The 19,126-nt window shown below is 66.4% G+C and carries 15 protein-coding genes; 2 read left to right on the forward strand and 13 right to left on the reverse strand.

Going from position 1 to position 19,126, the window contains the following annotated elements; all coding sequences use genetic code 11:
- Positions 1 to 114: 114 nt before the first annotated feature.
- From JHC99_RS04055 to JHC99_RS04115, 13 genes are all read right to left on the reverse strand, one after another.
- Positions 115 to 810, reverse strand: coding sequence for a TorF family putative porin (locus JHC99_RS04055; RefSeq protein WP_292152180.1), 696 nt, complete (start codon positions 808 to 810; stop codon positions 115 to 117).
- A gap of 127 nt (positions 811 to 937) precedes the next feature.
- Entirely contained in the window at positions 938 to 2,287 is a 1,350-nt protein-coding gene (locus JHC99_RS04060; RefSeq protein WP_292152181.1) for an ammonium transporter, read from the reverse strand.
- A 197-nt stretch (positions 2,288 to 2,484) separates the two neighbouring features.
- Positions 2,485 to 3,588, reverse strand: a complete 1,104-nt coding sequence (leuB, locus tag JHC99_RS04065; protein ID WP_292152182.1) for a 3-isopropylmalate dehydrogenase — start codon at positions 3,586 to 3,588, stop codon at positions 2,485 to 2,487.
- A complete protein-coding gene (leuD, locus tag JHC99_RS04070) occupies positions 3,588 to 4,190 on the reverse strand; it encodes a 3-isopropylmalate dehydratase small subunit (RefSeq protein ID WP_292152183.1) in 603 nt (200 codons plus the stop codon). Before leuD ends, leuB begins: the two co-directional genes overlap by 1 nt.
- A complete protein-coding gene (gene leuC, locus JHC99_RS04075; RefSeq protein WP_292152184.1) occupies positions 4,183 to 5,643 on the reverse strand; it encodes a 3-isopropylmalate dehydratase large subunit in 1,461 nt (486 codons plus the stop codon). Before leuC ends, leuD begins: the two co-directional genes overlap by 8 nt.
- Positions 5,644 to 5,648: 5 nt before the next feature.
- Positions 5,649 to 5,903, reverse strand: a complete 255-nt coding sequence (locus JHC99_RS04080) for an ACT domain-containing protein (RefSeq protein WP_292152185.1) — start codon at positions 5,901 to 5,903, stop codon at positions 5,649 to 5,651.
- Positions 5,900 to 7,612 carry an acetolactate synthase 2 catalytic subunit gene (ilvG, locus tag JHC99_RS04085; RefSeq protein ID WP_292152186.1) on the reverse strand — a complete coding sequence of 571 codons (1,713 nt, stop codon included), beginning with the start codon at positions 7,610 to 7,612 and terminating at the stop codon, positions 5,900 to 5,902. The genes JHC99_RS04080 and ilvG overlap by 4 nt, the downstream gene beginning before the upstream one ends.
- A gap of 23 nt (positions 7,613 to 7,635) precedes the next feature.
- Entirely contained in the window at positions 7,636 to 8,643 is a 1,008-nt protein-coding gene (gene ilvC, locus JHC99_RS04090) for a ketol-acid reductoisomerase (RefSeq protein ID WP_292152187.1), read from the reverse strand.
- A gap of 3 nt (positions 8,644 to 8,646) precedes the next feature.
- On the reverse strand, positions 8,647 to 10,395 hold the full coding sequence (locus JHC99_RS04095; RefSeq protein ID WP_292152188.1) for a dihydroxy-acid dehydratase: 1,749 nt from the start codon (positions 10,393 to 10,395) through the stop codon (positions 8,647 to 8,649).
- Positions 10,396 to 10,502: 107 nt separating this feature from the next.
- Positions 10,503 to 10,655, reverse strand: coding sequence for a hypothetical protein (locus JHC99_RS04100; RefSeq protein ID WP_292152189.1), 153 nt, complete (start codon positions 10,653 to 10,655; stop codon positions 10,503 to 10,505).
- Between the two features lie 213 nt (positions 10,656 to 10,868).
- Positions 10,869 to 11,360: a DUF6702 family protein gene (locus JHC99_RS04105; protein WP_292152190.1), complete on the reverse strand. Its 492-nt coding sequence runs from the start codon at positions 11,358 to 11,360 to the stop codon at positions 10,869 to 10,871.
- 17 nt (positions 11,361 to 11,377) lie between these two features.
- Entirely contained in the window at positions 11,378 to 13,801 is a 2,424-nt protein-coding gene (locus tag JHC99_RS04110; protein ID WP_292152191.1) for a M1 family metallopeptidase, read from the reverse strand.
- A gap of 116 nt (positions 13,802 to 13,917) precedes the next feature.
- Positions 13,918 to 14,487, reverse strand: coding sequence for a TetR family transcriptional regulator (locus JHC99_RS04115; protein WP_292152192.1), 570 nt, complete (start codon positions 14,485 to 14,487; stop codon positions 13,918 to 13,920).
- A 169-nt stretch (positions 14,488 to 14,656) separates the two neighbouring features.
- Between JHC99_RS04115 and JHC99_RS04120 the strand changes: the two genes are divergently transcribed.
- Together JHC99_RS04120 and JHC99_RS04125 are read left to right on the forward strand one after the other, a co-directional pair.
- Positions 14,657 to 15,871: an efflux RND transporter periplasmic adaptor subunit gene (locus tag JHC99_RS04120; protein WP_292152193.1), complete on the forward strand. Its 1,215-nt coding sequence runs from the start codon at positions 14,657 to 14,659 to the stop codon at positions 15,869 to 15,871.
- A gap of 3 nt (positions 15,872 to 15,874) precedes the next feature.
- A complete protein-coding gene (locus JHC99_RS04125; RefSeq protein ID WP_292152194.1) occupies positions 15,875 to 19,126 on the forward strand; it encodes an efflux RND transporter permease subunit in 3,252 nt (1,083 codons plus the stop codon).

The raw sequence follows: 19,126 nt of genomic DNA on the forward strand, positions 1-19,126 counted from the left end.
CTTGTGAGGACGGCGCGTTCATCACCAGGTCGTCCCACTGTTTCCCAGACACAAAGACGCCGCCCGTGTCTCACACCACGGGCGGCGTCGCAGTTCAGGCCTGGGAGGATAGGCCTAGAAGACGGCTTTCAGGGTCGCGACGATACGGCCGTCGGTGATCGGCACGCCCGACAGGTCATAGTCGTTGTCGTGATAGCGGACGTCCAGGGCCAGGGGCGTGCCGGCGAAGGCATAGGTGCCGCCGACGTTCCAGGTCACATAGTCGTCCGTGGTCGAGAGCCACTGCTTGCCGACCGCGCTGGTCAGGGTCAGGCCCGAGACCTGCGGAACCGCATAGGCGGCGTTGAACTCGAGGTAGGTGGCCTCGTCATCCAGACCGAAGAAGTCGGGCGAGAAGTAGACGGCGGCACCAAAGGTGGCGGGTCCGACAGCGCGCGAGGCGGCGGCTTTCAGCTCGACGTAGTCGTAGTCCTGGTTGGCACCGGGAGCGTAGAGATAGGTCACCACGCCGACGTCATAGGCAAAGCCGGCAGCCTCGCCACGATAACCACCATAGACGTCGATCTCGGCGTCGGTGTTGTCGAGGAAGTCCACGTTGGACGCCCAGACACCGGCGTAGAAGCTGCCGACGGTCAGGTCGACACCACCCTGGACGGCGGCACCCTCGTCGGTCTGGCTGATGCCGCGGAACACATAGTCCGAGGCCACCGCGACGTTGGCGGTGACGGATACGTCCTGGGCCGAGGCGGCGCCGGCCGAGGCCAGCAGGGCGAGTGCGGCGGCGGCCGCGCACGTAGCAGTGAGTTTCATCTTGGTATCCCCTTCGATGACCTTGGTGGTCGTTGGCGTGTGAACCGGCGGCGCGGGAGAGAGCCAGAACCGCCGGCTAGAGAGATGCGGCCGGATGCGAGGTGAGCCTTGCATCCGGCCCGTGTCGTCAGTGGTCGAGGGACTCGCCGTGCAGGACGGTGTCGAGGCCTTCGGCTTCCTGGGCCTCGGAGACCCGCAGTCCGGTGGTGAACTTGCAGATGACCAGGATGACCAGGGTGCCGATCGCGGAGTAGGCGATGGTCCAGGCCAGGCCGATCGCCTGGGTCGCGATGTTGGCACCTTCGGACAGGCCGTTGATGGCCGTAGTCGCGAACACGCCGGTCAGCAGGGCGCCCAGCAGACCACCCGCACCGTGGATGCCGAAGGCGTCCAGGCTGTCGTCGTAGCGGAGCAGTTTCTTGATCCACACCGAGGAGATGTAGCAGACCGGGCCGGCGATGGCGCCGATCAGGAAGGCGCCCTTGGGATCGACGAAGCCGGCAGCCGGGGTGATGGCGACCAGACCGGCAACCAGACCGGACAGCATCCCGATCAGCGAGGCCTTCTTCTTCTCGATGACCTCGACCAGTTTCCAGGTCAGGGCGGCGGCAGCGGCGGCCAGGATGGTGTTGATGAGCGCAGCGCCCATCAGGGCGTTGGACGCGCCCGCCGAACCGGCGTTGAAGCCGATCCAGCCGACCAGCAGAAGGCTGGCACCGATCATCGTCAGCACGGGGTTGTGCGGATTGATCGGCTCGGCTCCGTAGCCCTTGCGACGGCCCAGGAACAGGGCGCAGACGAGGCCCGCGACACCCGAGTTGACGTGAACGACGGCACCACCGGCGAAGTCGAGAACACCGGCCGAACCCAGGAAACCACCGCCCCAGACCCAGTGGGCGATGGGCGAGTAGATCAGCACCGTCCACAGCGCGGTGAACAGCAGCAGGGCCGAATACTTGAACCGCTCGGCGAATGCACCGGTGATCAGGGCCGGGGTGATGATGGCGAAGGTCATCTGGAACGTCAGGAAGACGAACTCGGGGATGCCCGGCAGCAGGCTGTGGGCCGTTTCCAGCGTCACGCCGTTCAGGAACACGGCGTCGAGGCTGCCGATGTAGGGCTGAAGGGCCGCGTCGCCGTTGACGCCGAAGGCCAGCGAATAGCCGATGGCGAACCACAGCACGGTCACGACGGCGAAGACGCCAACTGACTGGGTGATGGTGGCGATGACGTTCTTGCGGCGAACCATGCCGCCGTAGAACAGCGCCAGGCCCGGCAGGGTCATCAGCAGAACCAGGGCCGACGACGTCGCCAGCCAGGCGGTGTCCGCGCCGTTCAGTTCAAGCGCGGCCTGGTGGGCCAGCAGCGTCGGCGCCGGCGCGGCGTCCTGAGCGAAGGCCCCGCCCGCATAGAACAGCGCCGCCGTAAGAAGTAGCAGGGCAAGGACGCCCGGTACTCGATTCCAGATCTTAGCCATGTGTGTTGCAGCCCCTGTGATGATCTCGCAGATGCGAAACAATCACACGGCGTCGCAAGGACGCAAGAGGCTTAGCCGTACGCTGTGCAACTTTCGTGCAGGCGTCTTATTTTAGCACGCCAGACCTGAATAATATTGCCGCTGATTGCGGCCAAGGCGAAGATTCATACCTTGGTCATATATATGCATCGCAACACTCAACCCCAGTGCATCTGAACCCGGTGCGACGCCGCCCAGTGGATGGCCCGGATGGCGTCCAGGATCGCGTCGGTCGCGCCGCGCGTCCCCAGCTCTCCACCCAGATCGGCGGTGACGGCACCGGCGGCCAGGACGGCGGCGACGGCGGCCTCGATGGAATCGGCCTCGTCCTCCAGTCCCAGGCTGTGGCGCAGCAGCATGGCGGCGGACAGGATGGTGCCGACCGGGTTGGCCAGATCCTGTCCGGCGATATCGGGCGCCGAGCCGTGGATGGGCTCGAACAGGCCGGGTCCGCTGGTCCCCAGCGACGCTGAGGGCAAGAGGCCGATCGACCCGCCCAGCACCGAGATCTCGTCCGACAGGATGTCGCCGAACATGTTCTCGGTCAGGATGACGTCGTAATCGCGCGGACGCTGGATCAGGTGCATGGCCATGGAATCGACCAGGGCGTGCTTCAGCTCGACGCCCGGGAATTCCTCGGCGTGGATGCGGGTCACGACCTCGCGCCACAGGCGGCTGGTCTCCATGACGTTGGCCTTGTCGACAGAGGTGACCTTGCCCCGACGCTGCTCGGCGATCTTGAAGGCGGCGCGGGTGACGCGCTCGATCTCCTCGATCGAATAGGAACAGACGTCGTAGGCGGAGCCGTCCTCCTTGCGGCCTTTTTCGCCGAAATAGACGCCGCCGGTCAGCTCGCGGAAGACGATCAGATCGACGCCCTCGACGATCTCCTTCTTCAGCGGCGAGCGATGCGCCATCACCGGCGACACCTGAAGCGGACGCAGATTGGCGAACAATCCCATGGCCTTGCGGATCGCCAGCAGCCCCTGCTCGGGACGTAAGGGTTGGCCGTCCCACTTGGGCCCACCGACGGCTCCCAGCAACACGCCGTCGCAGGCGAGGCAGGCGTCGATAGTCTCCTGGGGCAGCGGATTTTGAGCCGCGTCGATGCCTGCCCCGCCGATCAGATGTTCGGAAAACCGGAAATCGTGATCATAGAAGTCACCGATCAGCTCCAGCACAGCCTTGGCAGAGGCGGTCACTTCGGGCCCGACGCCGTCACCGGGCAGCAGGACGATCTTGAAGGTCTTGCGATTGGGCATCACGCGGTTTCCGTTACGGTTTGAGGCTCGTGAGAGCGCTCGAAGGCTTCGATGGCGGGGGTATGGTTGGAAAGCCAGCCGAGGGTGTCCACCCCGTCCAGCAGACACTGGCGGGCAAAAGCCTCGACGGCAAATGCAACAGGCGGATGGTTGCCGCGCCGTACCTCGTTGGCCTCCAGATCGACCGTCACCGGCTGTTCCGGATGGGCGACCAGATCGTCCCAGGTCGCCTGATCGACCACGATCGGCAGCAGGCCGTTCTTGAGCGCGTTGGAGGTGAAGATGTCGGCAATGCCGGTCGAGATCACCGCCCGGAAGCCATAGTCATACAAAGCCCACGGCGCATGCTCGCGCGACGAGCCGCAGCCGAAATTGTCCCCGGCGACCAGGATGCGGTGCTCGGTCGGATCGATGCGGTTCAGCACCGCCTCGGGCCGCGCCGTGCCGTCCGTTTCATAGCGCCAGTCGTAGAAGGCCTTGGCCCCCAGCCCCTTCGTCTCGGTCGTGGTCAGGAACCGGGCCGGGATGATCTGGTCGGTGTCGATATTGGCCTGGGTCAGGACCAGGGTGCGGGAGGTCAGGACCTTGATGGGTTCAGGCATTGTTTGCCCCTATCGTCTCGCGCGCGGCGCTCGACTGCTTGAGGGGCGAGGCCTCGTTCAGATACACCCGCGGATCGGTCAGAACCCCCGCGATGGCCGAGGCCGCCGCCGTCGCAGGACTGGCCAGGATGGTGCGGGCGCCCTTGCCCTGACGACCCTCGAAATTGCGGTTGGAGGTCGAGACGGCCAACTGGCCCGGACCCACGGTGTCGCCGTTCATCGCGATACACATCGAACAGCCCGGAAGGCGCCATTCGGCCCCGGCCTCGGTGAAGACGGTGTGCAGCCCCTCGGCCTCCGCATCGCGGCGCACGGCCTCCGAGCCCGGTACGACCAGCATGCGAACGCCCGGCTTGACCTTGCGACCGCGCAGGACATCCGCTGCTGCGCGCAGGTCGGGCAGGCGACCGTTGGTGCAGGAGCCGATGAAGACCACGTCGACGGCCTGGGTCGTCGTCGTCTGACCGGCCTCGAAGCCCATATAGGCGATGGCCTTGCGATCGCTGTCCGACTGGGGCTCGGGCACCTTCGACCCGATCGGCGCCCCGGCGTCGGGGGTGGTGCCCCAGGTCGCCATGGGACGGATCGCGTCCCCGTCCAGCACGATCTCCTGGTCGTAGGTCGCGCCCGGATCGCTCGCCAGGGCCAGCCATTCGGCGGCGGCGGCGTCATAGGCCGCGCCTTGCGGCACCTTGGCCCGGCCACGCAGCCAGTCGATCGTCTTGGCGTCCGGGGCGATCATGCCCGCGCGCGCCCCGGCCTCGATCGACATGTTGCAGAGCGTCATCCGCCCTTCCATGTCCAGGCCCGTCACGGCGCTGCCCGCATATTCGATGACGAAGCCCGTGCCGCCGCCGAAGCCCAGGGCGGCGATGACCGCCAGCGCGACGTCCTTGCCCGAGACGCCGGGCTGAAGCTCGCCGTCGACAGTCACTCGAAGGGTCTTCGATTTCCGTTGCAGCAGGCACTGCGTCGCCAGCACATGACCGACCTCGGAGGTGCCAATGCCGAAGGCGAGGGCCCCGAAGGCACCGTGGGTCGCGGTATGGCTGTCACCACAGACGACGGTCATGCCCGGCTGGGTCAGGCCCTGCTCCGGGCCCATGACATGGACGACGCCGCGCGCGTCCGAATCCCAGCCGGCCAGTTCGATGCCGTGGCGGGCGCAGTTCTGTTCCAGCCGCGAGACCTGATCGCGCGCCTCGTCGGTGACGTAAGAGCGTTGGCCGTTCACGGCCGGCAGGGTCGGGGTGGAGTGGTCCAGGGTGGCGAAGGTACGATCGGGCCGACGGACCTTCAGCCCCCGGCTCTCTATCTCGCTGAACGCCTGGGGGCTGGTGACCTCATGGACCAGATGCAGGTCGATGTAGAGGACGCCGGGGGTGGCCTCGGTTTCGCGCACGACCAGATGCCGGTCCCACACCTTCTCATACAAAGTCTTCGGCACGCTCATCGAGATCAGGCCGCCTCGGCGCGAAAGGTGGCGTCGTTGGAAATTCTCCGCGCGCCGACCAGACGATCGATCTGCAGGCCCAGGTTGTCGATCGAGCGACCGACATCGCGGCCGCGCACGGTCAGGGCGACGGCCAGGGCCGAACCCTCGGGTGCCATGGTCATGGCGTCGATGTGAAAGCCGCGACGCTCCACCAGGCCGATCAGCCGTTGAAGCGCGCCGTCGGCCCGGTCGATCAGGATGTGAACGGTGTCGGTCATCGTGCGCCCTCCAGCATTTCGGCGTTGTTCTTGCCCGGCGGCACCAGCGGCCAGACATTGTCGTTCGGATCGATGATGACGTGCATCAGGATCGGACCCTCGGTGGCCAGCAGACGGTCGATCCCGGCCGAGACCTGATTGCGCGCATCGACGCGGAAGGCCGGGATGCCGAAGGCCTCGGCGACCTTCACGAAGTCGGGGTTGTCGGACAGATCGACCTCGGAAAAGTTCCGTTCGAAGAAGAACTCCTGCCACTGGCGCACCATGCCCAGGCGCGAGTTGTCCAGGATGATGATCTTCAGCGGGATCTTGAACCGGTTGACGGTTGCCAGTTCCTGGATGTTCATCATCACCCCGCCGTCGCCGGTGATGGTGACGACACAGGCGTCCGGCTCGGCCAGTTTGGCACCGATCCCGGCGGGCAGGCCAAAGCCCATCGAGCCCAGACCGCCCGAGGTGATGTGGGCCTGGGGCCGCGAGAACTCGCAGTATTGCGCCACCCACATCTGGTGCTGGCCGACGTCGCAGGCGGCGATGAAGCTGGGGCCGGCCTTCTGCGAAAGTTCGTTCAGCAACTGGGGCGCGAAGACGCCTTCACCCGGCGCATTGTAGTCGAAGGCGCATTCGATCGACTTGGCGCGCCACTTGTCGGCCCATGCGGACACGTCGATCGCGGGGCCCGCCGACAGGCGCGCGTTCAGGGCCTCGATATTGGGTTTCAGGTCGCCGGTGACGCCGACCGCCACCTTGCGCAGCTTGCCGATCTCGGACGGGTCGATGTCGAAATGGACGACGCCGGCGTGGGGCGCGAATTCGATCAGCTTGCCGGTGGCGCGGTCGTCGAAGCGTGCGCCGACGACGATCAGCAGGTCGCTTTCCTGAACTGCCTCGTTGCCGCAGCGGGTGCCGTGCATCCCCAGCATGCCCAGGAAATTGTCCTGGCCCGTCGGGATGGTGCCCAGGGCGTTCAGGGTCGAGACCTGGGGGATGCCGGTCATGGCGGCGAAGTCGCGAACGGCCTGGACCGCGCCCGAGATCTTCACCCCGCCACCGATATACAGGACCGGCTTCTTTGCCGCGCGGATGGCGGCGACGGCGTCATCGATGACGGCCGCGTCGGCGACGTCGATCTGGTTGGACAGATGGATGCCGCGCGGGGCGTCGGTCATCTCGAACTGGACGTCCTTGGGCAGGTCGATCAGGACCGGACCCGGACGGCCCGAGCGGGCGATATGAAATGCCTCCTCGATCACCGCCGGAATGTCGGCGGCGCTGCGGACCAGATAGGAATGCTTCACGATCGGCAGGGTGACGCCCAGGATGTCGACCTCCTGGAAGGCGTCCATGCCCATGACGCCCTGCGCGACATTGCCGGTGATGCAGACCATGGGGATGGAATCCAGCATGGCGTTGGCGATGCCGGTGACCAGATTGGTCGCCCCCGGCCCCGACGTCGCCATACAGACCCCGACCTTGCCACTGACCCGCGCATAGGAATCGGCGGCGAAGGCCGCGCCCTGTTCGTGACGGCACAGGTAGTGGCGCAGCGACGACCCGGCCAGGGCGTCATAGATCGGCATGATGGCGCCGCCGGGATATCCGAACAGCACCTCTACCCCCAGCTTCTCCAGGGTGGAGACGACGAGGCGCGCACCCGACTGGGGGGCGGCTTCGACTGCGGGTTTGAAGGTGGCGGCGGCGGCGCTCATCAGCTTGCTCTATCGATCCGGGTTCAGGCGGCTGCGGATTTCGGGGCGTGCAGCCAGGCCATGCGTTCGCGCAGGGAAGCGCCGACGACCTCGATCTTCTGGGCATTGTCCTCGGCGACCAGGGCGTCGTAGTTCGGCTTGCCGGCGTCGTTCTCGGCGATCCATTCGCGGGCGAAGGTGCCGTCCTGGATCTCGGTCAGGATCTGCTTCATGCGCGCCAGGGTCTCGTCATTGATGACGCGCGGGCCGGACTTGACCGAACCCCATTTGGCGGTCTCGGAGATGAACTCGTTCATCTTGGTGATGCCGCCTTCGTAGAACAGGTCGACGATCAGCTTCAGCTCGTGCAGGCATTCGAAATAGGCGATCTCGGGCTGGTAGCCGGCCTCGACCAGGGTGTTGAACCCGCCCATGACCAGTTCCTTGGCCCCGCCGCACAGGACGGCCTGTTCGCCGAACAGGTCGGTCTCGGTCTCTTCGCGGAAAGTGGTTTCCAGCAGGCCGCCGGTCGCGCCGCCGTTGCCCTTGGCATAGCCCATGGCGCGGTCGCGGGCCTTGCCGGTGACGTCTTTTTCGACTGCGAACAGCGAGGGGACGCCGGCACCCTTCTGGTACTCGCGACGGACCAGATCGCCCGGCCCCTTGGGCGCGACCAGGATGACGTCCATGTCCTCGCGCGGCGTGACGCGGCCGTAGATGATCGAAAAGCCGTGGGCGAACAGCAGGGCCGAACCCTGTTTGGCGTAAGGCTCGATCTGGGTCTTGTAGACCTCGGCCTGGGCCATGTCGGGGGTCAGGATGGCGATGATGTCGGCGTCCTTGACCGCATCTGCGGGCTCGGCCGTGGCCAGGCCGTCGGCCTGGGCATTCTTCCAGCCCTTGCCGCCTGCGCGGACGCCGACGATGACGTCGTGGCCGCTATCCTTCAGGTTCTGGGCGTGGGCGCGGCCCTGCGAGCCATAGCCGATGATGGCGATCTTCTGGCCGGCGATGACGCCGGGACGGATGTCGTCGTTGGTATAGATTTTCATGACTCAGGCTTCCTGGTGAGCTTTGGCTGCGGCCGGAACTTGAGCCGGCGGCGGGTTTGGAATGGTGACAGCACCCTGCGAGGCAGAGGCGACGCTGGCGCGGTATTTGGCGAAGACGCCGTGGACGGGGGTAATGGCGCGAGGGCTGAAGCCGGCGCGGCGCGTGGCCAGATCGACGTCGACATCGATGCGGCGGTTGGTGACGTCGATGCGGATGCGATCGCCGTCGCGGACCAGGGCGATCGGCCCGCCGACCGCGGCTTCCGGTGAAACGTGCCCGGCGACGAAGCCGTAGCTCGCGCCCGAGAACCGGCCGTCGGTCAGCAGGGCGACATTGTTGATCCCCCTGCCCTTCAGCGCCGCCGTGACCTGCAGCATCTCGCGCATGCCGGGACCGCCCCTGGGCCCTTCGTAGCGGATGATGATGACGTCGCCCTCGCCGACCGAACCGTCCTGAACGGCGTGGAAGGCGTCTTCTTCCGAATCGAAGACGCAGGCCGGGCCCTCGAACACGTCGATCGCATGGCCCGTCAGCTTGATGATCGCGCCCTCGGGGGCGATGTCGCCATAGATGACGGCATAGGAACCGCGCGCCATGACCGGTGCGTCCATCGTCGTAACGACGATCTGGCCCGGCGCTTCTTCCGCCTCGACGGCCTCGGCGAACAGGCTGCGGCCGGTGACGGTGGGGGCGTCGACGATCTTGCCGGCCTCGGCCAGCCGCTGGGTCACCAGCCGCGTGCCGCCCGCCGCATACAGGTGTGAGGCCAGGAACCGGCCGCCGGGCTTCAGGTCGCAGATGACCGGCGCCTCGACGCAGGCCTGATGGCAGTCCTCGACACCGAAATCGACGCCGGCCTCGATGGCGATGGCGGTCAGGTGCATGACCGCATTGGTCGATCCGCCCGACGCCGAAACGGCGACGGCGGCGTTCTTCAGGCTGTCGCGGGTGATGTACTTGCGGGCATTGTCGCCCGCCAGGGTCCGCTCGACGATCAGCCGACCACAGCGTTCACCCTCGGCCGCCTTGGATGGATCGACGGCGGGGACGTCGTTGGCCCCCATCGGCGAGATCCCCATGACCGACAGGGCCATGGCCATGGTGTTGGCCGTGAACTGGCCGCCACAGGCCCCGGCGCCCGGACAGACGGCGCTTTCGACGATTTTCAGCTGGGCGTCGTCGATCTTGCCTGCACCATGCGCGCCGATCGCCTCGAACACCTCCTGAACGGAGACCTCGGCGGTTCCGACCGTGCCCGGCATGATGGTGCCGCCGTAGTAGACCAGGCCGGGGATATCCATCCGGGCCAGGGCCATGGCCGCCGCCGGAATGGTCTTGTCGCAGCCGACGATGCAGACGACGCCATCCAGCTGATGCCCCTCGACGGCCAGCTCGATCGAATCGGCGATGACCTCTCTGGAGATCAGCGAGGCCTTCATGCCCGGCGTCCCCATCGAGATGCCGTCGGTGACCATGACGGTGTTGAAGTCGACCGGCCAGCCGCCCGCCGCAACGATGCCGGCGCGGACGTCATTGGCCAGACGGTCCAGGTGCATGTTGCAGGGGGTGATGGTCGACCAGGTGTTGACGATGGCGATCATCGGCTTGTCGAAGTCCGCGTCCGACATGCCGGCGGCGCGCAGATAGGACCGCGCGGCGGCGCGGTTGGGGCCTTGAGTCACGACCGCACTGCGGCGATTGCCGTTCAGTGCGATCTTGGGGTCGGCGGGTGAGGACGCGTCGGTGGTCACTTTAGGTCTGGTATCCGTCTCGACCGGCGCATGGCCGACCTGGGTAAGAAAAAACCCGCTTCCTTGCGGGAGCGGGTGTGGGCGTATGATCCTGATTTGGCTTGGGTTCAGGTCAGCTGCGTCCACACCGCTCCGGAGAGCAGCACAAGGAGTACGCTGAGAATAAGGGTTGCGGCCCCGACGATCCGGGTATCTGCACGAGCGACCGCAGCGGCCTGGGCCGCCCGTCGTCCGGGGTACTGGCGATGGGTTTGGGTCACGGCCCGCTCCTGATTTCCCCGGCATATAGCCTTAATCGGAGCCCACACACAAGCAGGTTATGGAATAATATTCCACGTCAACCCGGTATCGGAGCCGATCGTCGCATGAAATGACCGCAATCGCCGATTTGCGCGCAACGCGGATCAGGCTCGACACAAGGTTGCGAAACAATCTTTCAGCCAGACCCGGTTTCAAGGCATCATCACCGCTTGTCAGCGATCAAAACGCACGCTCTGCGCCTGGATGCCGGGCCGGAACAGGACCGTGCGGGTGACGCCACCCACCCGGACGTTCACCTGCATCTCCATGTCGTCGTAGATGTCGGAGAAGAAATCCTGGTCGACGCGCACCTCCGTCACCGGTCCGGGTGCGCGTTCGCCGGCGAAATCGATGCGGACATTGTCGCCAGCCAGGGTCTCGCCGGTCCGGTGCAGGGACACGCGTGCTCCGTCGATATCGATCCGGAAGCGCTCGGCCAGATGGGCGTTCAATGCAGCCAGGGCCTCGGGATCGTCTAGAGACGGCTGCTCGTCAGGGGCCAGAACCGTCAGGGTCGGCTCGATGTCGTGGGCATAGAAGCGGTGCGTGACCGCGACCGCGCCCGAGGCGGGATCGATCTCCACCACCGTCAGCCCGGCGTGGCCGCGATGGGCAGCGGCGGGTCCGGCGAACGACAGAGCTGCCGCCACCAGTGCCGTCGCCATTCGCCTCACGCCGGTCCTCACGGTCGCGCGGCCGGCCTGGGCGCGTCGCGTACCGCGGTCGAGTCGGGACTGACCTCGACGTCCGAGTCCCGCATCCGGTTGGCGGGCGGCGGAGGCGGGGCCGAGAGGGTGAAGGACTGTTCGTCGATCCGGCGTGGGAAATAGTTGTTGGCGCGCACGGCGTCGGCGGTCTCCCACAACGGGTCCAGCTCGGCCGAGACCAGGGTCTTGGACGACACATATTGCCAGATCACCGACTGAGCGTTGCGACGCCACACCTCGGCGGCGACGCGGACCGTCTCGGTCGTGCCGTCGTCCCATGTCATCTTGACGATGACCGGCATGACCAGGCCGCCGACATTGCGGAAGGTGAAGCGATAGATGTTGTCGGTGAAGCCCTGCGCGCGACGGCGATCCTCGTCAGCCTTCTTGTCGGCCGAGGCCTGGTCGCGACGCGCCTGGGCCGTGACCGTGAACTGGTCGGTAGAGTTATAGAAGTCGCGCGCGCCAGGATCGCGTTCGATCACCGTCTCGATCCCGGCGTTGTTGGTCACGGTTGTGGGCGTCGGCGCCTGGGCGAACCGTTCACGGGCGAGGCGGGCGCGGGCGTCGGGGTCGGTCGATTGCAGCTGCGCGCGGACGACGCTTTCCAGCGCTATGTCGACGTGGTCGGTCGAATAGAACCAGCCGCGCCAGAACCAGTCCAGATCGACCCCCGAGCTCTCCTCCATCGTGCGGAAGAAGTCGTAGGGGGTCGGCCGCTTGAAAGCCCAGCGGTGCGAGTATTCGCGGAAGGCGCGGTCGAACAGTTCGCGCCCCAGGATGGTCTCGCGCAGGATGACCAGGGCGGTCGCCGGCTTGGCATAGGCGTTGTTGCCGAACTGGAGCACCGATTCCGAGTTGGTCATGATCGGCACCTGATCCTGGCTGACCATGTATTCGACGATGTCGCGCGGCTCGCCCCGCGACGGGAAGTTCGGATCCCACAGCTTCTGCGCCTGATACTGGACGAAGGAGTTCAGCCCCTCGTCCATCCAGGTCCACTGGCGTTCGTCGGAGTTGATGACCATCGGGAAATAGGTGTGGCCCACCTCGTGAATCACCACCCCGATCAGGCCGTTCTTGGCGCGCTCGGTATAGGTCCGGCGGCCGTTCTCGTCGACGATGGGGCGCTGGCCGTTGAAGGTCAGCATCGGATATTCCATCCCGCCCTGCGGCCCGTTCACCGACTGGGCGTAGGGATAGGGATAGGGGATGGCGAACTGGTCATAGACCCGGATCGTCTGGGCGATCGCCCGCGTCGAATAGGCATCCCACAGGGGCCGCGCCTCCTTGGGATAGAAGGACATGGCCATCACGATGGGATGGGCGCCGTTGGCCTGGGTGGCCGAGGTCTGGACCACACCCATGGCATCCCAGACGAACTTCCGGCTGGAGGCCCAGGCGAAGTCGCGGACGTTGTCGGCCTGGAAATGCCAGGTCCGGGTGCCCGACCGGGCGGGGCTGGCTTCGGCGGCGGCGGCCTCGGCAGCGGTGACGATATAGACGGGGGCGTCAGCCGTGCGCGCCTGTTCCAGACGCGCGCGCTGGGTCTCGGTCAGTATCTCGGGGTTCTGGAGCGTGCCGGTGGCGGCCAGCTGGTGATCGACCGGCACGGTGATACGGACGTCGTAATCGCCGAACTCCAGCGTGAACTCGCCCGACCCCAGGAACTGGGCGTTATGCCAGCCTTCGTAGTCGGAATAGACGGCCATGCGCGGGAAGAATTGCGCGGCCTCGAAGATGCAGTTGCCGTCCTCGCCCGCCTTGGTGAAACACTCATAGCCGCTGCGCCCGCCGACGATGCCGGTCTCGGGCATGGGCAGGGTGAAGGTCACGGTGAAGGTGTAGCTCTCGCCGGTCTTCAGTGGCGCGGGCAGTTCCAGCCTCAGCATCGAATCGACGATGTTGAACGGCACGTCCGCGCCGTCGGGGCCGGTGATCTTCAGGTCGTTGAAGCCGCCTTCCCAGTCCTGCATCCGCTGGACGCGCAACACCTCGTTGACGCTGACCTCGGTGGCGGCGGTGTAGGTCCGGGTGCGTTCGGCCAGGGAGTTGCGGCGATAGTTCTGCTGGTCCAGCAACATCCACAGATAGGTCAGGGCGTCGGGCGAGTTGTTGGTATAGGTCACCACCTGCTTGCCTGTCAGGGTCCGGGTCGGCTCGTCCAGCGAAACGTCGATCGAATAGTCGACCTGCTGTTGCCAGTAGCGATGACCGGGCGCGCCCGAGGCGTTGCGATAGTCTGTGGGGGTGGGCCAGTCCTCGCCCTCGAACTGGCGGAACTTGTCCTCGAACGTGCCCTTGGACTGATCGACCGGGCCGACGCTGACCTGGGCCAGGGCCGGCGCGGCCAGAACCGTGGCGAATGCGAACATCGTCGCCAAGACAGCCAGACGCATACCCTACCCCGTCACTCGAAAAACAGCCGCCGCGACCTTCGGGGATCGCATGCTGCAACGCAAGACGGACAAGGATTACGGTGACGTAATGTCCGGAGGCGGAGCGAGGCGCGCGCTCAGTTGTCGATGAAGTCCTGAAGCGTCGTGGCGAGGCGCCGGTGCAGGCGCTCGCACTTGTCGGGCGACAGGTTGAAACCGCCCGAGATGTCGCGGCTGACGGTCAGCCCCATGATCAGACCCGCCGCCAACCTGGCCTTGATCTCGGCGTCTTCGCCCCCGACCCATTCGGTGAAGGGGGTCATGAAATTGCATTCCGAGTGTCGCTGGATGACGTCCTGCGCCTTGGGCGAGGCGATCGAGCGGAGCATCACCAGCAGCCAGCGCAGTTTGAACTCGTTGCGAGGGCCATAGATGATGTCATGCGCCACCCGGTCTCCGAACGTGGCCCGGTCGCCCGCCATCAGGGCCGAAGCGTCACCGCAGGATTCGATGACGCAAGAGAACAGCTCCTCCTTGGATCCGAAATAGCGCGAGATCAGCGCCGGATCGACACCGGCGTCGCGACCGATGTCACGCATCCCGACCTGGTCGTAGCTCTCGCCCATGAAGCGCGCGTTCGCAGCCTCCAGGATGGCGGCGCGAGTCGTGGCCGCGTTTCGCGGCCTGCTGCAAATATCGAAACCCAATGTGATGTCCTCACATGCCCCACAGGGGTTATGGACATGTCATCGTCTGTTGACAAGTGTTTCGCAGACAGACATTAGACAAGTCATCAGGCGTTGACCTGAGGCCGCCTCCTCCCCGATCCGCGCCTCGGTCGCCGCCTACATGCCCAATCCTGCCAGGAGTCCGCGGATGCGCAGACTGAAGATCGTCGCTGTGTCCGCCATGCTGGCGGCCGCCCTATACGGCTGTGCCAAGACCGAGGCCGCCGGCCCGCCGCCGCCCGCGCCCGTCACCGTTGCCAACCCCCTGAGCGAGCGCATCGTCGACTGGGACGACTTCACCGGCCGGTTCGAGGCGACCCAGAGCGTGGACGTCCGCGCCCGCGTCGGCGGCTATGTCCAGGCGGTGCATTTCCGTGACGGCGATTTCGTCCGTCGCGGGCAGTTGCTGTTCACCCTCGACCCCCGCCCGGCCCAGGCCCAACTGGCCTCGGCCCAGGCTCAACTGGCCCAGGCGAATGCGCAAGTATCGCTGACCCGCACCAACCTGACCCGCTCCGAGGGCCTTCTGGCCTCGCAGGCCGTGTCCCAGGCCGAGGTCGACACCAATCGCGCCGCCGTGAGCACCGCGCAGGCCAATGTCGCTGCCGCCCAGGCCAATGTCCGCGCCCGCCAACTGGACGTCGAGTTCACCCGTGTGACCGCTCCGGTGTCCGGGCGCGTCTCGGACCGCCGCATCGATCCGGGCAACCTGATCGGCGGAGGGTCTTCGGCCGGGGACGTCCTGACCACCATCGTCTCGTCCTCTCCGATCTATTTCGTCTTCGACGGGTCGGAAGCGACGCTGCTGAAATATCAGCGCCAGACGCGAGGCGGTGCCTCGGCCCCCGTTCGCGTCCGCCTGCAGGACGAGGCCGACTTCGTTCACGCCGGCACGCTGGACTTCACCGACAACGCCATCGACGCCTCGTCGGGCTCGATCCGTCTGCGGGCCGTGATCCAGAACGCCGACGGCTTCCTGAAGCCCGGCATGTTCGGCCAGGTCCGGGTCGCCGGCGCCGGTGCCTATGACGCCCTGCTGGTGCCCGACGCCGCGATCAGTGCCGGTGCTGACCGCCGCACGGTCTCGGTCGTCGCCGCCGACGGCACGGTCACGCCCCGCCCGGTCGTCCTCGGCCCGCTGGTCGATGGTCTGCGCGTCATCCGATCCGGCATCACGGCCCAGGACCGGGTCATCATCAACGGCGGCTCACGCGTCCAGCAGCCGGGCCAGAAGGTGAAGGCCAATCCCGGCCGCATCACCCGTACTCCGACCACATACGCAGCGCCCGTGACCACCGCCCCCCCGGCCGCCACGGCGACCTCTGCCAGCGCCCTGTCGGGCTCCGTGGCGATCGGCGACTAAGACATGAACATCTCTCGCTTCTTCATCGACCGGCCGATCTTCGCGGCCGTGCTGTCGGTGTTCATCACCATCGTCGGTCTGGCCGCCTATCCGCTGCTGCCTCTGTCGCAATATCCGGAGATCGCGCCGCCCACGATCACCGTCAACGCCGCGTTCCCGGGTGCCTCGGCCGAGACCCTGGCCGAGACCGTCGCCGCGCCGATCGAACAGGAGATCAACGGCGTCGAGGGGATGCTGTACGTCACCTCGTCCTCGACCTCGGACGGTTCGGTGGCCATCACCGTGACCTTCCAGCCCGGCACCGACCTGGATACGGCCCAGGTCCTGGTCCAGAACCGCGTCGCCCTGGCCGAGCCGCGCCTACCCGATGCCGTGCGGCAGACGGGCATCGTCGTGGCCAAGGCCTCGCAAGGCTTTCTGATGATCGCCTCGGTGACGTCCCCGGACGAAAGCCTGGGCAACGACTTCCTGGGCAACTACGCCAACTCGACGATCCGCGACCGGCTGCTGCGCATTGAGGGCGTGGGCGGGGTCAACATCTTCGGGGGCGGCAACTATTCCATGCGGGTCTGGATCGACCCGGCCAAGGCCGCCGCACGCAATCTGTCCGCGACAGAGATCGTCGCGGCACTGCGCGCCCAGAACGTCCAGGCCGCCGCCGGCTCGATCGGCCAGCCACCTTTCGCCACCAACGCCTCCGCCTTCCAGGAACCGATCCAGGTCCAGGGCCGGCTGAACACGCCCGAAGAGTTCGGCCGCGTCGTCATCAAGACCAACGCCGACGGCGCCGTCACCCGCCTGTCCGACATCGGTCGCGTGGAACTGGGGGCCCAGGATTACGGCATACGGGGCTTCTTCGACGGCGAGCGCGGCGTCGGCGTCGCCATCGTCCAGCAGCCGGGTGCCAATGCGCTGGGGACCGCTGAACGGGTCGAAGCCGAGCTTGAAGCCATCCGTGCGGATCTTCCGCCGGGAGCCGCCATCAAGGTCGCCTACAACCCGACGGAGTTCGTCGCGGCCTCGGTCGAGTCGGTCCAGCACACCCTGGTCGAGGCGATCATCCTGGTCGTCATCGTGGTCATGGTCTTCCTCCAGACCTGGCGCGCCGCCATCATTCCGATCGTCGCCATTCCCGTGGCCCTGGTCGCCACGTTCGCGGTGCAACTGGCGCTCGGCTATTCGCTGAATTCCCTGTCGCTGCTGGCGCTGATCCTGGCCGTCGGCATCGTGGTCGACGACGCCATCGTGGTGGTCGAGAACGTCGAGCGTCTGATCGGCGAAGGCCTGTCGCCGCGCGAAGCCGCCTATCGATCGATGGAGGAGGTCTCCGGTGCCCTGATCGCCATCGGCCTGGTGCTGGTTTCGGTCTTCATCCCGACCATGTTCGTGCCGGGCATCCCGGGCATCTTCTATCGCCAGTTCGCGGTGACGATCGCGGCGGCCTCGGTGGTCTCCCTGTTCGTGTCGCTGACGCTGTCACCCGCCATGGCGGCCCTGCTGCTCAAGCCGCACAAGAAGGATGCCCATCATCGCAAGCCCGGTCTGTGGGGTTCTGTCGTCTGGTACGTCGGCATGGGCGGTCGCAAATTCAACGAGGCCTTCGACTGGCTGTCTGACCAGTATGGCCGCCTGACAGCCCGGCTGATCCGCATGGTCGCCATCGTCCTGGTCGTCTACGTCGGCCTGCTGGCCCTGACGGCCTGGCGACTGGTGGATACACCGTCCGGCTTCATTCCCGAACAGGACCAGGGATTCCTGATCGGCGTGGTCCAACTGCCGGCAGGCTCATCTCTGGACCGCACCGAGGCCGTGATGCTGCGCGCCAAGGACATCATCCAGGCCAAGGAGGGCGTCAACGGCACCGTCGCCTTCGCCGGCCTGGACGGTTCCAGCTTCGCCTTCGGGTCCAACGCCGCGACCATCTTCGTCCGCCTCGACCCGTCCGAGGACCGCACGTCCAAAGAGACCAAGGCCGCGGCCCTGGCCGGTGCCATCACCCAGGCGACCGGCGGCATCGAAGAGGCCAACATCTTCGTCATCGCCCCGCCGTCGGTCCAGGGTCTGGGCACCGGCAACGGCTTCAAGATGATGGTCCAGGACCGTTCCGGCGCGGGCTATCGCGCGCTGGAAGGCGCCACCTTCGCCATGATGGGCGGCGCGGCCCAGAACGCGGATCTCCAGCAGGTCTTCTCGACCTACAACACCGCCTCGCCGCGCATCGCCGCCGACGTTGATCGCGACAAGGCCCTGATGCTGGGCGTCCAGCCGTCCGAAGTGTTCTCGACGCTCGGCATCTATCTCGGCTCGTCCTATATCAACGACTTCAACATGGCGGGCCGCACCTATCGCGTCACCGCCCAGGCGGAGCCGGCCTATCGCGACGATCTGGCCGACATCGCCAACCTGAAGGTCAAGTCGACCTCCGGTGCCATGGTGCCGCTGGCCTCGATCGCCAACCTTCGCCAGGATTCCGGTCCGTCGCGGATCGTCCGCTTCAACCTGTTTCCGGCCGCCGAGCTTCAGGGCCAGGGCGCACCCGGCATCTCGTCCGGCACGGCCATCGGCCAGATGGAGACGCTGGCCGCCTCCACCTTGCCGCCCGGGTTCTCCTACGAATGGACCGAACTGGCCTTCCAGGAGAAGCAGGCGTCGGGTGGCGCAACCCTGATCTTCGCCATGAGCGTGCTGCTGGTCTTCCTGGTGCTGGCCGCACAGTACGAGGCCTTCACCCTGCCGCTGGCGGTCATCCTGATCGTGCCGATGTGCGTGCTGGCCGCCATGCTGGGGGTCAACGCCCTGGGCCTCGACAACAACATCCTGGTCCAGGTCGGGCTGGTGGTGCTGGTGGCGCTGGCGGCCAAGAACGCCATCCTCATCATCGAGTTCGCCAAACAGGGCGAGGAGGACGACGGTCTCAGCCGCTGGGACGCCGCCGTCGCGGCCGCACGGACCCGTCTCCGGCCCATCCTGATGACCTCGTTCGCCTTCATCCTCGGCGTCCTGCCGCTGGTGCTGGCCGAAGGGCCCGGCGCGGAGATGCGTCAGGCGCTGGGCGCTGCGGTATTCTTCGGGATGCTGGGCGTCACCGTCTTTGGCCTGCTTTTCACGCCCGTCTTCTATGTGATGTGCCGTGGCCTGGCCGCGCGCATCCCGCACGAGCCGTCCAAGACACCGCCGACCCCGACCACGGGATCGCATCTCGAGGACCCCGACGCACCGCTGCCGGCCACCGGGCCACGCACGGGAGACCTGTAA

Source organism: Brevundimonas sp. (assembly GCF_016463485.1).
Taxonomy (GTDB): Bacteria; Pseudomonadota; Alphaproteobacteria; order Caulobacterales; family Caulobacteraceae; genus Brevundimonas.

Coding starts and splice junctions, on each gene's coding strand:
- JHC99_RS04055 (WP_292152180.1), bottom strand. CDS start 810: ATGAAACTCACTGCTACGTGCGCGGCCGCCGCCGCACTCGCCCTGCTG.
- JHC99_RS04060 (WP_292152181.1), bottom strand. CDS start 2,287: ATGGCTAAGATCTGGAATCGAGTACCGGGCGTCCTTGCCCTGCTACTT.
- leuB (WP_292152182.1), bottom strand. CDS start 3,588: ATGCCCAATCGCAAGACCTTCAAGATCGTCCTGCTGCCCGGTGACGGC.
- leuD (WP_292152183.1), bottom strand. CDS start 4,190: ATGCCTGAACCCATCAAGGTCCTGACCTCCCGCACCCTGGTCCTGACC.
- leuC (WP_292152184.1), bottom strand. CDS start 5,643: ATGAGCGTGCCGAAGACTTTGTATGAGAAGGTGTGGGACCGGCATCTG.
- JHC99_RS04080 (WP_292152185.1), bottom strand. CDS start 5,903: ATGACCGACACCGTTCACATCCTGATCGACCGGGCCGACGGCGCGCTT.
- ilvG (WP_292152186.1), bottom strand. CDS start 7,612: ATGAGCGCCGCCGCCGCCACCTTCAAACCCGCAGTCGAAGCCGCCCCC.
- ilvC (WP_292152187.1), bottom strand. CDS start 8,643: ATGAAAATCTATACCAACGACGACATCCGTCCCGGCGTCATCGCCGGC.
- JHC99_RS04105 (WP_292152190.1), bottom strand. CDS start 11,360: ATGGCGACGGCACTGGTGGCGGCAGCTCTGTCGTTCGCCGGACCCGCC.
- JHC99_RS04110 (WP_292152191.1), bottom strand. CDS start 13,801: ATGCGTCTGGCTGTCTTGGCGACGATGTTCGCATTCGCCACGGTTCTG.
- JHC99_RS04120 (WP_292152193.1), top strand. CDS start 14,657: ATGCGCAGACTGAAGATCGTCGCTGTGTCCGCCATGCTGGCGGCCGCC.
- JHC99_RS04125 (WP_292152194.1), top strand. CDS start 15,875: ATGAACATCTCTCGCTTCTTCATCGACCGGCCGATCTTCGCGGCCGTG.